Source organism: Glaciimonas sp. CA11.2 (genome assembly GCF_034314045.1).
Taxonomy (GTDB): Bacteria; Pseudomonadota; Gammaproteobacteria; order Burkholderiales; family Burkholderiaceae_D; genus Glaciimonas.
Genome location: NZ_JAVIWL010000001.1, coordinates 3,989,337 through 4,004,902 on the forward strand (window position 1 = coordinate 3,989,337; position 15,566 = coordinate 4,004,902).

The 15,566-nt window shown below is 51.6% G+C and carries 9 protein-coding genes; 7 read left to right on the forward strand and 2 right to left on the reverse strand.

What is annotated here, in order from left to right:
• Window positions 1–71: 71 nt before the first annotated feature.
• The gene (locus RGU75_RS17275) at window positions 72–5,879 is read left to right on the forward strand and encodes an alpha-2-macroglobulin family protein (protein ID WP_322240629.1); all 5,808 of its coding nucleotides are present in this window, start codon (window positions 72–74) and stop codon (window positions 5,877–5,879) included.
• 64 nt (window positions 5,880–5,943) lie between these two features.
• On the forward strand, window positions 5,944–8,232 hold the full coding sequence (gene pbpC / locus RGU75_RS17280; RefSeq protein ID WP_416186826.1) for a penicillin-binding protein 1C: 2,289 nt from the start codon (window positions 5,944–5,946) through the stop codon (window positions 8,230–8,232).
• 183 nt (window positions 8,233–8,415) lie between these two features.
• Here the strand turns inward: pbpC and RGU75_RS17285 are convergent, their stop codons facing one another.
• Entirely contained in the window at window positions 8,416–9,018 is a 603-nt protein-coding gene (locus RGU75_RS17285) for a PEP-CTERM sorting domain-containing protein (RefSeq protein ID WP_322238062.1), read from the reverse strand.
• Window positions 9,019–9,529: 511 nt separating this feature from the next.
• Window positions 9,530–10,477 carry a LysR family transcriptional regulator gene (locus RGU75_RS17290; RefSeq protein WP_322238063.1) on the reverse strand — a complete coding sequence of 316 codons (948 nt, stop codon included), beginning with the start codon at window positions 10,475–10,477 and terminating at the stop codon, window positions 9,530–9,532.
• Between the two features lie 261 nt (window positions 10,478–10,738).
• Between RGU75_RS17290 and mdcA the strand changes: the two genes are divergently transcribed.
• The 5 genes from mdcA to mdcE all read left to right on the forward strand — a co-directional run bounded on the left by mdcA (window position 10,739) and on the right by mdcE (window position 15,455).
• Entirely contained in the window at window positions 10,739–12,400 is a 1,662-nt protein-coding gene (mdcA, locus tag RGU75_RS17295) for a malonate decarboxylase subunit alpha (RefSeq protein ID WP_322238064.1), read from the forward strand.
• Window positions 12,400–13,314, forward strand: a complete 915-nt coding sequence (locus tag RGU75_RS17300) for a triphosphoribosyl-dephospho-CoA synthase (protein WP_322238065.1) — start codon at window positions 12,400–12,402, stop codon at window positions 13,312–13,314. Before mdcA ends, RGU75_RS17300 begins: the two co-directional genes overlap by 1 nt.
• 16 nt (window positions 13,315–13,330) lie before the next feature.
• Window positions 13,331–13,642 carry a malonate decarboxylase subunit delta gene (locus tag RGU75_RS17305; RefSeq protein WP_322238066.1) on the forward strand — a complete coding sequence of 104 codons (312 nt, stop codon included), beginning with the start codon at window positions 13,331–13,333 and terminating at the stop codon, window positions 13,640–13,642.
• A gap of 89 nt (window positions 13,643–13,731) precedes the next feature.
• Window positions 13,732–14,583, forward strand: coding sequence for a biotin-independent malonate decarboxylase subunit beta (locus tag RGU75_RS17310; RefSeq protein ID WP_322238067.1), 852 nt, complete (start codon window positions 13,732–13,734; stop codon window positions 14,581–14,583).
• Window positions 14,580–15,455, forward strand: a complete 876-nt coding sequence (gene mdcE / locus RGU75_RS17315) for a biotin-independent malonate decarboxylase subunit gamma (RefSeq protein WP_322238068.1) — start codon at window positions 14,580–14,582, stop codon at window positions 15,453–15,455. The genes RGU75_RS17310 and mdcE overlap by 4 nt, the downstream gene beginning before the upstream one ends.
• The last annotated feature ends 111 nt before the right edge of the window (window positions 15,456–15,566 follow it).

A 15,566-nucleotide genomic window follows, 5' to 3' on the forward strand; every position in this document is an offset into this window, starting at 1 on the left:
GCCAAATTCTGCCGATATTACGGTCCACATCGTTGCCCATATTGGTAGCCGTATCGAGCATATTTGCTCAAATGGCGCAAGCCGCGCCGGTACCTAAAATCAATACTTTTTCACCGCAAGGAGCAATTATCCAAGTGCGTCAGGTGCGGGTACAATTTTCTGAGGCCGCGGTGAAGTTCGGTGATCCAAAAGCACCGATGCCGTTTGATATTCAATGTAAAGAGGCCGGTAGCGGACGTTGGGCCGATGACAAAAACTGGATTTATGATTTTGAGCGCGATGTGCCACCGGGCACGCGCTGTTCTTTTGCTCTGAAATCTGACTTCACATTGTTATCCGGTGCTGTAATAACCGGTAAAAAAATATTTCAGTTCAATACCGGTGGCCCCGCTGTTATCAATGTAATGCCCAGAGGCGACTCCATCGACGAGCAACAAGTTTTCATTCTCGTGCAAAATGGTGTCGCCACCAGCGATAGTCTCCTTAAACATGTCTATTGCGAAGCCGAAGGCGTGCATGAGCGGATTCCGGTTAAGTTGATTACCGGGGCATCTCGCAAGGTATTACTGGATCAGTTTGCAGAAAAAATTAATCCGGAAGTCGTTAGTACCGTGCAATGCCAGCAGCGCTTGCCGAACGACAGCGCAGTTCGACTTACGTGGGACAAGGGTGTGGTTACGCCATCAGGCATCGCCACCACGCAGCCGCAAGTGTTCAAATTCAAAGTCCGCCCAAGCTTCACGGCCAGTGTCAGCTGCGAGCGCGAGAATGCCAATGCGGCTTGTGCACCGATTTTGCCACTGCGTATTTTATTCACTTCGCCCGTCACACGTGCACTGGCGGAAGCCGTAACGCTGAATGGCAGCAATGGCAAATTGAAACCTTTTTTTGAAAAAAACAATACCGACGACACCGTCTCGCAACTCACATTTAAACCGCCTTTTGCCGAAAGATCGGAACTAACCATCGTATTACCAAGCGGATTCCACGACGAAAGTGGTCGCCCATTAACAAACGCCAATTCGTTTCCGATGAAAGTCCGCATGGCCGATTACCCACCGCTGGCAAAATTCCCCTCGGCACCATTCGGCATTATTGAACTGAACGCCGATGCCACACTGCCGGTCACATTACGCAGCGTTGAGACCAACATGCTTGCCCGCAGTGCGGATGGAAAAGTGAATCCCGGCAACGTCAGCAACCTCAAAGTCACCGATGATCAGAGTGTTATTGCATGGCTCACCAAGCTCAATCGATACCACGAAACCACTATTACAATCGGCAAAAAATCGGTGGAAACGCGTAGCATCGGCTTGCTGGCAAATCAAGCCGGAGCCAAAACGTTAAGCTTGCCACCTTCACCAGATGCCAAAAATGGGGTGAGGCCGTTCGAAGTTATTGGTATTCCGCTCAAAGATCCGGGTTTTTATGTGATCGAACTTGAATCACAAAAGCTAGGAGCCGCACTATTAGGCAAGGCCGTTCCGATGTACGTGCGCACCAGTGCGCTAGTGACCAATTTGTCGGTTCACGTCAAGATCGGACGTCAAAATGGTGCAGTCTGGGTAACTACTTTGGACAACGCCAAACCGGTAGAGAACGCCGATGTCAGAATCGCCGATTGTCGTGGTACCGAACTTTGGCGTGGAAAAACCAACAAGCTAGGCATCGCCATGGTGCCTGAATTTCCCGAAGATGGTTGTCGTAGCGGTCGGCAAAGTGCGCCAGGACAAATTGATGGCCTGTTTGTTAGCGCCCGTAAAATCGATGAAAAAGGCCGTACCGATATGACCTTTGCCTTAACTTCATGGAACAACGGGATTGAATCCTGGCGTTTCAATCTACCGATGGACAACGACAAATCGGCAACGGTACGCGCCCACACGGTATTTGACCGGACGCTTTTTCGTGCAGGCGAAACGGCCTCAATGAAGCATGTCATCCGGACCGAAACCATGCAAGGTTTCGGTTTGCTACCAAAAGACCAATTGCCAACACGCGTGCGGATTATCCACCAAGGTAGTGGTCAGGAGTTTCAATTCCCGTTGATCTGGCGCGGACAAAAAAATGCCGAGACCGTATTCGCGATTCCAAAAGAAGCCAAGCTTGGACGTTATGACGTCACTCTGGATAGCGGCACGGTGAAAAGCGATACGAACGACACTAACGACACTAACGACACTAACGCTCGAGGCCAGCGGAGTTACAGTACCGGCAGCTTCCGGGTGGAAGAGTTTCGTCTGCCACTCTTACAAGGACGCATTACACCCCCGAAAACGTTAATAGCGCCGACCGACGTACCGCTTGATGTCCAATTAAATTACCTCAACGGCGGCGGTGCTTCTGGTCAAGCGGTGCATATCACCAGTTTATTGCGCACTAAAGCGATCAGCTTTTCTGCCTACGACGGTTATTCCTTTTCAACGCTTTCCAGCGAATCCAATGACGGCAGCAGCGACAACGCTAACGGAGACGATCAAAAAATTGTTGCCGACAAATTGCCGGTCACGTTGGATAAAAATGGCGCTGGCAAAGCGGTAATAAAGGATCTGCCAGCCATTATTGCGCCGAAAGAATTATTGACTGAGATGACCTTCGCCGATCCGAATGGCGAAATACAGACCGTATCGAGCGTGGCCCCGGTATGGCCTTCGGCAATTGTCGTCGGTCTAAAAGCGGGCGAGTGGATATCTGTGAAGAAAAAATTAACCCTGACTGCGGTCGCCCTTAATCCCGCCGGTCAGCCGCAAGTTGGCATACCGATTGAAATCAGTGGCCGTAGCAAGCAAACTAACTCCCATCGCAAACGCATGGTAGGCGGTTTTTATGCGTATGAAAATACCAATACTTCGACCGATCTGGGAGCGCTGTGTTCGGGTAAAACCGATGCGCGTGGTGTGATGATGTGTAGCATTGAGTTGTCAGAGGCGGGAAATGTCGAATTGACGGCTGAAGGCAAGGATGGCAGCGGCAAGGCATCGCTGGCGACCAGTTCTGTGTGGGTCACCAAACAGGGTGAGTTGTGGTTCGATGGTGAAAACCAGGACCGCATCGATATTTTGCCAGAGAAAAAACATTATCAGCCGGGCGAAACCGCCAAATTTCAAGTGCGCATGCCGTTTCGCTATGCCACCGCGTTAATCGCCATTGAGCGTGAAGGTGTGATCGACACGCAGGTCATGCAATTGAACGGACAAGATCCGACTTTTAGCCTGCCGGTGAAAGCCAGTTATGGCCCGAACGTCTTTGTTTCAGTATTGGCAGTACGTGGCCGCATGCGTGATGTTCCGTGGTATTCATTCTTTACATGGGGTTGGAAAGAACCGTTGAACTGGTGGAGTGAGTTCAAAGAATATCAAGCACCTGGTGCAACCGTCGATCTGGCAAAACCAGCCTACAAATTTGGCATTGCCGAAATCATGGTCGGCACGGCGGCGAATCAGTTGGCGGTGACAGTCAAGGCCGATCAACCGAGCTACGCAATCCGTACTGTGGCCAAGGTGACAATTCAGGCCAATTTGCCAAATGGTAAGCCAGCCGCCCGTGCCGAAATCGCCGTGGCCGCAGTCGATGAGGCGTTGCTGGAACTTGAGCCGAATCGCAGCTGGGATTTGCTACAGGCGATGCTGCAACGTCGCAGTTATGGCGTTGAAACCTCGACCGCGCAAATGCAGGTCGTCGGCAAGCGCCATTATGGTCGCAAGGCGATTCCTGCCGGCGGTGGCGGTGGCAAATCGCCCACGCGTGAACTGTTCGACACGTTGTTGTTATGGAAGCCGGTTATTTTGCTGGATGCCAACGGACGGGCGCAGATTGATGTGCCGCTAAACGATGCGCTGAGCAGTTTCAAGATAGTCGCCGTGGCGCAAAGTGGCGACAGCCTGTTCGGCACCGGATCGGTCAGCATCCGCTCAACGCAGGATCTGCAATTGATTTCCGGGTTGCCACCGTTGGTGCGCGAAGGCGATAACTTTAGCGCAATGGTGACGGTGCGCAATACCACCACGCATGCCATGCAAGTCAATGCCACGGCACAAGCTAGCGGTGCGGCGGTATTATTGCCGACCTCGGCAAACGCGCTAACTGCACCAACCAGATCTGCTCAGGCTGTTCTACCTATAATGCCAACCTTGCAAGGGAAGGAGTTGAGCATCCCACCTGGCGAGTCGCGTGAGTTGGTTTGGCAAGTGACCGTGCCGTCAGGTGTGAAACAATTAACGTGGGAAATCAACGCGCAAGAGCAGGGCGGCGCTAAAGTGAAAGACAGTATCAAATTCACTCAGCGTGTGGTGCCAGCCGTGCCGGTGACGGTGCAACAGGCAACCTTCTTCCAGCTTGATAAAGCGTTCTCGCTACAAGTCGCACAACCTGCCGATGCTTTGCCGGGGCGCGGCGGCTTAGCGGTCGCGTTATCGCCTTCATTAGCGGGCAATAATGAGGGGCTACGACGTTACTTTGCCGAGTATCCTTTCTCTTGCCTCGAACAACAGGCTTCGCGAGCGATTGGTTTGCAAGATAACGCATTATGGCTAAAGGTCCTCAATGGCTTACCGACCTATCTCGACAGCGATGGTCTGGCTTATTACTACCCACCGACTGAAAGCAATGCGCGGCACGGAAGTGATACGTTAACGGCTTATTTACTGGCGATCACGCAAGAGTCGGGCTTTGCCATCTCACAGCCAAGTCGCGACAAAATGCTGGACGGTTTAACCGCATTTGTTGAGGGCAAAATTACGCGTGACTTTTGGTCGCCGCAAAAAGATCTCGATGTCCGCAAACTGGCCGCGTTAGAGGCGCTATCGCGCTATGACCGCGCACGGCCCTCCATGTTGGGGGCGATCCAGTTGTCGCCAAATCGTTGGCCGACTTCAGCGGTACTCGACTGGATTAATATATTGCAGCGGGTTACGAGTATTCCTGAGCGCGCTAAACGTCTTGCCGAAGCGGACCAAATACTCCGTTCAAGACTGAATTATCAGGGAACGCAGATGGGATTTTCTACCGAGAGCAGTGATTATTGGTGGTGGTTGATGACCGGTGGCGACGTCAACGCAAACCGTTTGGTATTGACCGTACTCAACGATCCGGCCTGGAAAGACGATATGTCAAAATTAATCAATGGCGCGATTCAACGGCAGTCACGCGGACATTGGTCAACGACGACCGCCAATAGTTGGGGCAGTTTGGCACTACAGAAATTTTCACAGAAGTTCGAATCCGAAAAAGTATCAGGCATCACCAAAGTTGCGCTAGAGCCGGGAATCGTCTCAGCAAATCCAAATCCGCCAAACGGCCAAAATTTCAGTTGGCTAGCAACGGGAGGCGGTAAGTTGCAAATCCCTTGGGCCAGCTCGGCCACGCCAGCGACGCTTAAGCTAACGCACATTGGTGGTGGTGCACCGTGGATCAACGTCCAAAGTTTGGCAGCGGTTGTATTGAAGAAGCCATTCTCCAGCGGTTATCGGATCAATAAAAACATCGTTCCGATCGAGCAAAAAGAAAAAGGAAAATACACGCGTGGCGATATTTATAAGATCAATCTGGAAGTCGACGCACAGACCGATATGACGTGGGTCGTCGTCACTGATCCGATCCCGGCCGGTGGAACTTTGCTGGGCTCCGGGTTGGGACGCGATTCGGCGATTTCCACACTCAGCGAACGACCAAGCGGCAGTGCGTGGCTGGCATACGAAGAGCGCAGCTTTGAGGCATTTCGTAGCTACTACGAATACGTGCCGAAAGGAAAATTCATAATGACCTATACCTTCCGCATCAACAATCCGGGCGAATTTAATTTGCCGCCTACACGCGTGGAAGCCATGTACGCGCCAGAAATGTTTGGTGAAAGTCCTAATCCGAAATGGACGGTGAAGTGAGTGACTTAGTGCGTGACTTAGTCATTGCGCTGCCCATCCGATTGGTCGGATGGGGGAAGCGATAATGTCGCCAGTTAACCTTTGTCTGCGTACAAAAGCTTCACCATGTCTGGGGCGGCTATCAATGGCTGCTGTATTGATGCTGGGATTCAGCACCGCGCCGGTTCACGCCTTGCAAACTTTTAATGAGGTGCAGCAGGAGTTCCGCACCTCCGAGGCAAACTTGCTCGACCGCAAAGGTGCGTTATTACAGCAAATCCGCTTGAATCCGAACGAGCGACGTTTGTCATGGGTGGGTATAGAAGACGTTTCACCCGCTTTACGAAATGCATTGATAGCGTCCGAAGATAAACGTTTTTATGCGCACAGCGGTGTTGACTGGAGTGCCGTTGCCGCCGCCGCGTGGGGCAATCTATGGAATAGCAGAACCCGTGGCGCATCGACTATTACGATGCAATTAGCGGGATTGCTGGACGACGATTTACGTCGCCGCAATGCGCCGCGTACGATCCGCCAAAAAATGTCGCAAGTCGTTGTGGCCCAATTATTGGAACATCGCTGGCGCAAAGATCAAATTCTTGAGGCCTATTTAAATCTGGTCAGTTTTAGGGGTGAGTTAGTCGGCATGCACGCCTTGTCCCGCGTTTTGTTCGACAAGCATCCGAGTGGTTTAAATCAGCGTGAAGCAGCGATTGCAGTAGCGCTCATTCGCGGCCCTAATGCAACACCAGCACGTGTCGCAGAACGCGCCTGTCGCATCTTGACCGATCAGAACGCTGCATCGGAATGCAAGGGATTGGCGGGTTTCACCTTGTTGGCACTGGCCCGAACTGGCTCCAATTCGGAAGTCATTGTGACCACGACTGCGCCGCAATTAGCGCCTCATCTTGCCCGTAAATTACTAAAAACACCCGGCCAATCGGTGCGCTCCACATTGGATGCGGGCGTGCAACGGTTTGCCAATGATGCGCTAAGGCGGCAGATGGCGTCATTGGTTGAGCGTAATATCGAAGACGGCGCCATCGTCGTGATCGACAATGCCAGCGGCGACGTCTTGGCATGGGTTGGATCAAGCGGATCGTTTTCGAACGCTGCCGCGGTTGACGGTGTGGTGGCGTTGCGTCAGGCTGGATCGACCTTAAAACCGTTTTTATATGAATTGGCGATAGAGAAAAAATGGATGACCGCCGCATCGATTCTGGACGATGCGCCGATTAATTTGCCGACTGCCAGTGGCTTATATATTCCCCAAAATTACGATAAGCAATTTAAAGGTCTGGTCAGTGTGCGCACTGCGCTGGGTTCATCATTGAATATTCCCGCTGTGCGGACCTTGGTGACGGTGACGCCAACGGCATTTTTTGATCGCCTGCAACAACTTGGCTTTGGTCTACGTGAATCGGGCGATTTTTACGGCTACAGTCTCGCACTCGGTAGTGCCGATGTCAGCTTGCTGGCGCTCACCAATGCCTATCGTGCGCTTGCCAACCAAGGCCAATACAGCGGCGTACGTACCGCGCTGAACGATCCGCCGGTAAAAATGCGTAAAGTGATGCGTCCCGATGCGTCCTTTATCATCGGCGATATTCTGTCTGATCGCAGTGCGCGCAGCCGCACCTTCGGTCTGGAGAGTGCGCTTTCAACCAGGGTGTGGGCCGCAGTCAAAACCGGCACATCCAAAGATATGCGCGATAACTGGGCCGTCGGTTACTCGGATCGCTACACAGTTGGCGTTTGGGTCGGCAATGCATCGGGTTTGCCGATGTGGGATGTCTCCGGCGTCACCGGCGCAGCGCCAATCTGGCAAGAGGTCATGCAATACTTGCACACGCGTCAGCAAACGCGGCAACGGATACCGCAGAAACCTGAAGGTGTAGTCGAACAAACTATTCGTTATCAAGACAAGATTGAAGCGCCACGTAAAGAGTATTTTATGGCCGGTACAGAGCAAAGTGTGATGACGACCGCCAAATCTGACGATATCAGCATCGCGATACGCTATCCGACACCCGGCATGTTAGTGGCATTGGATCCCGATATTCCACCGCAACGGCAACGCGTACGTTTTGCGGCAGATGGGTTAACCAGCGGGTCGTGGCGACTAGATGGAAAGTTGCTGGCTTCACCCAACGCCGTGTTGAAAACAGCTAACCTATCGAGCAAAAATAGCCACAAATTCGCAACGGACCAAAGTCACCAGATTGCCCTGGACTGGATGCCGTGGCCGGGCAGACATACGTTGGAATTACTGGATAGCAAAAATGTGGTGGTCGATCAGGTTAAATTTGAGGTACGTGGTGCGGTAGAAAAAGAGTTGGAACAGAAATCCGCACAAAAGACAAAAAACCGCTAATTTAGCAGCGTTGATTTTGCGACCATTGGTAAATGGATCGCCAAGGCCAAATGGACATCAAGATAGACATCTCTTTTGATCGCGTACAAGGGAAGGATAAAAATCTAATAGCCGCAAATGCGGCTATTACGATGCGCCGATCAAGGCTGTCCCTGACAGATCGCGTCAACCGGCGATTTGACTTTATTCCTGAGTCTTGCGCTTAGCGAACACACTCATGGCAAGCAAGCCCAAGCCCATCAGCAACGTAGTTGCTGGCACCGGCACAGCGTTAGACGCCTGAACATTGGTGAAGACGAAGTTTTCATCGTGATAATTCAAGTCGGCACCTGGGATTCGAACATCTTCGAAAGCGACATAGGTTCCGGCTGGGATTTGGATATCGCCGGCATAGCTGTTCGAATAAATATGATTTGTTTGATCGCTATTTAAGGCACGATTCGAATACCAAGTATTGCCGGTACTCAAAACGTTGAGCTTGAATGTGAGTACATCACCAGCATTTACATTGCCAAAATTCAATTGTTGGCCGTAGACAGAAGTATGATCGTCCAAGCCATTGATGCCGGTATCGATGCCGTTTACCAACAAGCCCAAAGTATTATCGTAACCGGCAGTTGATCCGGCGAAATACGCCATTATGTCGCCTGTGCTGGCAGCTGTAAATGTATAGTTTACCGGATTGATGGTGCCAATATTCGAATACGCAGTCGGAGTAGCTTGCGCTGCAGATGCGGCGAATAGGCCAGCGATCAGTATGTATGCAATGTTGGTTGTCAGTTTCATTCGGTTTCCTAAAGTAGGTTATTTCAATTTGTTTTCAAGCAAGAAGGTGCCTGTCTAAGCAGCGCCACATACCAACGTATTATTGCTTTTACTAAAGCAAATATCGTGCCGTGAAAATGATCAATAGAATTTACCGCCCTAGGTCGGGTAGGTTGCCTTGCTGCCGGGAAATCCGATAGCAAGCAGGTTCGTTATGCCGTCGGAAAAATAATGGCGATACTCTAAAGCCGTCTTCCACACCGCAACCCTTTGCCAGTAAGGGTTTGCAATCGTTTCCGAGCATTCTTTTAGTGGTATTCGATGGCCTCTCGGTTTAGGCATATCAGTGCGTTGACTACGACGACACATTGTCGGGTGGAAATTTATAACGACTAACTTCACACGATCAACATTTTGAAACGCAAGTTTTTACATTGGCTTGAGGCCTGCTGTGTAAAAATTACCGACATTTTCCGTTAATTGAAATTGAATCCTAATTAATACGTTGGGATCAGTTAAACGCGACAAAATTCTAAAAAAAGCCCTCACTTTTTCCATCATGCCGTCCATACATCCGACATTCAGCGGCCAGCGCCAATAAGTTGGGATCGCGTTCCCGACTTTTCGGTAGTAACAAAGTGATGCGTTGTCTGGCTCCGTACTTTGATTCCAGCGCGATAAGCTGAATATGCGAACTGAATTTGCCCACGCGTCCCGGCAACAGGCTATAACCGATACCACCGCTGACCAGGTTGATCAGCGAAAAAATATCCTGCACCCGCATACTAATATTCGGCGTAAAACCTGCTCGTTCAAAGCACGCCGCAAAGTCTTGCGACGTAACAAAGCCTTCTGTCAATGTTACAAATTTTTCGTCCCGTAGATCCTGTAAATTCACCCGCTTCTGACCGGCATAGGGTGAGTGTAGGGGCGCGGCCAAAAAGACATCATCATCGAACAGTGGAACCGCCACCAACGCCTGACTATCGTCGGGGTTGTTAAGGTCACTTTGTTCGTGCAAACCGATAACGATTGCATCAAGCCGCCCATCCGCAAGCTGTTGTATCAGATCGCGGTTGGAACCCAGCGTCAAATCGATATCCAGTGCAGGCTTACGCAGTTTCAATCCAATCATCAGTTGGGGAATACAGCGCAATGTGAGCGAATAGAGTGATCCTATCTTCAGGCGGGTGGCGTTAAAACCGGCCGCCTCTTGGACTTTTCGGATACCTTCTTCGACTTCATTGATTACACGCTGTGCGTATTCGGCAAACGTGTAAGCGCTTTGCAATGGAATCAGGCTGCGGCCTTCACGTTTAAAAAGCGGGCAACGCATCGCCTCCTCCAGCGAGTGTAAAGAGCGATGCACGCTGACAGTGCTTTGACCTAACAATTCAGAAACCCGAGCCATATTATTAAGCTTCATAAAGGCCAGAAAAACTTCCAGTTTCTTGATTGTTATAGATTCATCGATCGCCATATTTGATCCTTTTGAGCGCTAGTTATGCGCACCATATTTGCTTAAGTTCGGCACCACCGTGACTGGGTGGATGCGAAGTCATTTCGGCGTTAAAGATGATTTATATTCATCGTTTTTTTATTGATTAATGTGCCATGCTGCTAGAGCCATATTAACGTGAATTCATTACTGTCAGAGTAATAAAATCACTTTAAAGTTGATTGAAGTGCAGCGTGCAGTGGACTAATGTCTCTAACACGATGACTGAATGCTGGAGCAAAGATGCAAGCCCAACGAAAGCTTGACCCGCAGTGGAGCAAACGCCGTATTGAAAAACACCGTCGCCTCGCCTTAGTAGCACATCTGGCTGATGGCCCCGTTCTGCGAACCGCCGATATCGTACCCGCGCTACACGCCCTGATCTCTTCCGGAGATCGTGTTGTGCTTGAGGGAAATAACCAGAAGCAGGCCGATTTTCTTGCCCGTTCGCTGGTCAAAATAGATCCGACCAAAGTAAGCAATCTGCATCTGATTATGCCGAGTGTCAGTCTGCCTGAACATCTTGATTTGTTTGAGCGCGGCATCGCTCGCAAGCTCGATTTTGCGTTTGCCGGTGCACAAAGTTTGCGGATATCGCAGTTGTTGCAGGATGGCGTTTTAGAAGTTGGCGCGATCCATACTTACGTTGAGTTGTACGCGCGACTGTATGTTGATCTATCGCCAAATGTCGTGATGGTCGCTGGTTTTAAAGCCGATCGTCAGGGCAATCTATACACCGGATCAAGTACGGAAGATACGCCGGCATTGGTCGAGGCGGCAGCCTTCCGCGACGGTATAGTCATCGCGCAAGTTAATGAAATAGTCGACGATCCTGCTGATCTGCCGCGTGTTGATATTCCCGGGTCATGGATTGATTTTGTGGTCCAGGCCGACAAGCCATTTTTTCTTGAACCTTTGTTTACAAGAGACCCGCGCCTGATTAAACCGGTGCATGTGTTGATGGCGATGATGGCGATTCGAGGCGTGTACGAGCGCCATCAGGTGCAATCGCTGAATCACGGCATCGGTTTCAATACTGCCGCGATTGAATTGATTTTGCCGACTTATGGTGAAAAATTAGGGCTTAAAGGAAAAATTTGCAAAAACTGGACATTAAATCCACATCCAACGTTGATCCCGGCGATTGAGTCCGGTTGGGTTGAAAGCGTCCATTGTTTTGGTGGCGAGCTTGGGATGGAAAATTATGTTGCGGCAAGACCCGACGTATTTTTTACGGGCAAGGATGGTTCGATGCGTTCCAACCGGGCTTTGTGCCAATTAGCGGGGCAATATGCGGTTGATCTGTTTATTGGGTCGACGCTGCAAATGGATGGTCTGGCTAATTCGTCCACTGTGACGCGTGGTCGTTTGACCGGCTTTGGCGGCGCACCGAATATGGGCCACGATCCTGGCGGTCGACGTCATCCCACTCCGGCTTGGCTCGATCTGATCGAAACCGATGATCCATTGGCACGCGGCAAAAAACTGGTTGTGCAAATGGTCGAGACGTTCCAGGGTGGCGGTCAGCCGACCATTGTGGAAACGCTAGATGCGGTCGCAGTTGGTAAAGAGTCGGGGATGCCGATTGCGCCGATCATGATTTATGGCGATGACGTGACGCACGTGTTGACCGAAGAAGGCATCGCCTATCTGTATAAAGCGCGCTCGCTGGAAGAGCGCAAGGCGATGGTAGCGGCGGTGGCAGGCGTGACGCCGATCGGCATGCATCACGATCCGGCGACGACGGCAAAATTACGTAGAGATGGTCTGATTGCGCTGCCGGAAGATATGGGCGTCAATCGTAATGAAGCCACGCGCTCACTTTTGGCGGCAAAGAGTGTTGCCGACCTGGTGACATGGTCGGATGGGCTGTATGACCCGCCAGCAAAATTCAGGAGCTGGTAATGATTGCCATCGCTGACCTCACACATTTGTCGACAATCTCCGACAACCGCCCCAAGGCGGGATCAGTTGTAGTGGAGAAAACATTCGCCGAACGTCTCGCAGATCTGGTGGTGTCGGCATTGGTCGATGAGGTAACGCTGACACCAAAACCCGGTTTGGTCGACATGCGCAGTCGTGGTGCGCATCGTGATCTGAACTGGGGCTTGATGTGTCATTCCGCTTGGGTGTTGCATCCCACTTTTTATGCGATGGCAGTTGCCGGTGAGACGATCACCGATCCCAGCCGATTACGTGAAGAGATCGGTCGTATCGGGCGTGACGGCGAGATGCAGATGATGGCGGCGACGGGTGGCGTGAATACGCACCGTGGCGCGATCTGGGCGCTTGGCTTGCTAGTGACGGCGGCGGCACAGGATCGGCAGGCGTTAACGGCTAGTGCAGTGGCGTCGCGTGCAGCGATGATGGCCCGCTATCATGATCAGTTTTCACCGATTGTTACCGGCAACAAGGGTGAGCAGGCTTGTCGCACTTACGGTGTCGGCGGTGCACGGGCACAGGCGCAAGCGGGGTTTCCTCACGTAATCGATGTTGCGTTACCCGCACTCAACTACTGGCGCATTCGTGGTGAGGGCGAAGACGCCGCACGGCTCAATGCATTACTTGCGATTATTGCCAAACTTGACGACACTTGCGTGCTGTCACGCGGCGGGTTAGAGGCGTTAGTCGCGATACAAACCGGCGCGCACACAGTATTGCGATTAGGCGGCGCTGGCAGTCTGGAAGGAAAAGCGTGCCTGCAAGCGTTTGAAGCTGAGTTGCTTGAACGCCATATTTCTCCGGGTGGTGCAGCCGATCTGTTAGCGGCAGCCTTATTCCTGGATCAATTGAAAAAAGAATTTCCAGCACGAACCTGAAAAAAAGAGACAACAAATGGAAAAGATTTCGTATGAATTTGCCGCTGGTGATCCAGCCACGGCAAGGGTGTTGACCGGAGTGGTTGGTTCAGGTGACCTGGAAGTATTGATCGAACCCCCGCACGTTTCACATCGAACCGGCATCACCACGATCCAGGTCAATACTTCGGTGGATGGCATGAACAACGTATGGGAAGCATTATTGCGACGTATTTTCACGGCAGCGTTATTGCCCGCCATGAAGATCGACATTAATGATTTTGGCGCAACGCCGGGAGTAGTGCGGTTACGCATTGAACAGGCGTTTGAAGAACTCAGACAAGTTTGAGTCATTGCAAGGTGCGCTTTTGGCGCCGTAATGATGAATGCCCAACCCTCGATGACCGCTACGCGAAGGTATATAAAGGTAAGGACCAGATGAACATAGAACAACTATTAAAGCGCGACAGCTTTATTGAACTGACAGCACGTGACCGTGCGCGCGCGCTGCTGGATGCCGGTTCGATGCGCGAACTGATCGGCCCGTTTGATCGGATGACTTCTCCCTGGCTGGCAATGCAAGGCGTGGTGACGCAATCGGACGATGGCGTAGTGGTCGCCAAAGGAACCTTCGACGGTCAACCGTATTTGGTGCTCGCGATTGAAGGTGCATTTCAGGGCGGTAGCATGGGCGAAGTTGGCGGTGCCAAGATAGCCGGAGCGTTGGAATTAGCAGCGGAAGACAATCGCAACGGGATTCCGACCGGTGCCGTGATTCTTTTTGAAACCGGCGGTGTGCGATTGCAAGAGGCCAATCTGGGTCTTGCCGCAATTGCCGATATTCATTCTGGGATTGTTGATCTGCGCCGCTACCAACCAGTGATCGGTATTTCAGCTGGCACGGTTGGTTGCTTCGGCGGTATGTCTATTGCCGCCGCGTTGTGCAGTTATCTGGTCGTGACACAAGATGCAAGAGTCGGATTGAATGGCCCCGCCGTGATCGAACAGGAAGCTGGAATCGCAGAGTACGACTCTCGCGACAGGCCATTCATCTGGAGTTTTACCGGCGGTGAGCAACGTTATCACTCGGGTCTGGTTGACGCTTGCATTGACGATGACAGCGCTTTGATGCGGACCACCGTGAGGGATTTGATTGCACGCGGCCGACCTGCAAAAAATCGTAGCGAACGCTATCAGGATTTTCTGGCCTGCCTTGACAGTGTCGATGCCAGTCTGCAAGCGACGCCGGAAATGGTGCGCAATATTTATCAGAAGGGATTGTCATCATGAAAGCAGTCGTCCAGTTAGAAGAGTCGCCAGCAACGCATAGAACGCATAGAACGCATAGAACGCATAGTCGCGGCTTGATCTGGTTTCAAAAACTGACCAATAATGCGCCGATTAATCCTGGCTATGCTGCTTCCGTGCTAGTCGCCGATGCAGATCTTGCTGGACAGCGCGCACGTTACATCGCTGTCGTACCCGATCCTGAAAACCGCTTTCCCCGCGTTCGCAACGGCGAGGTTGGACTGGTCGAAGGCTGGCAATTGGGCCGTGCTGTGCAAGAAGTGATTGATGCCGACCATGCCAACCATACAAAAACGCCTATCGTCGCCGTCATTGACGTTGCTAGTCAAGCTTATGGTCGGCGAGAGGAGGCATACGGTATCCATCAGGCCTTGGCGGGCGCAGCGGGCGCATATGCCAGTGCGCGACTGGCGGGTCATCCTGTTATCGGTCTGATAGTCGGCAAGGCCATGTCCGGCGCATTTCTAGCCCACGGCTATCAAGCCAATCGATTGATAGCGATCGATGATCCTGAAGTGATGGTGCACGCCATGGGTAAAGCATCGGCGGCGCGGATTACATTGCGTTCAGTTGAAGCAATGGAAGCCTTTGCAGCCAAAATTCCGCCCATGGCTTATGACATCAAAAGCTTCGCATCGTTGGGATTATTGTCGCAAAGTTTGACGTTGCAACATCCCGATAATCCCTCTGTTGAAGAATTGCAGATAGTGCAGCAAAGCTTGCAAGCGGCACTCGAAAGTATTACATCCGATCCTGTCAGGGATCTCAGCAGGCGTTTGAACGCAAAAAATAGGCAAGCCTCAGCAAAGGTGCGCGAGATGTTACGTGCGCAGTGGAAGGGAGACCGACCGTAACTGGAAAAACACACCAGCCTATTTTCAATCTGTCCAAATAGATAAATATAAAAATACTTTGTGCGAAATGCAGGTCAAGGGCTGCCATCAGCGTGTAGCTAATTCAGACCA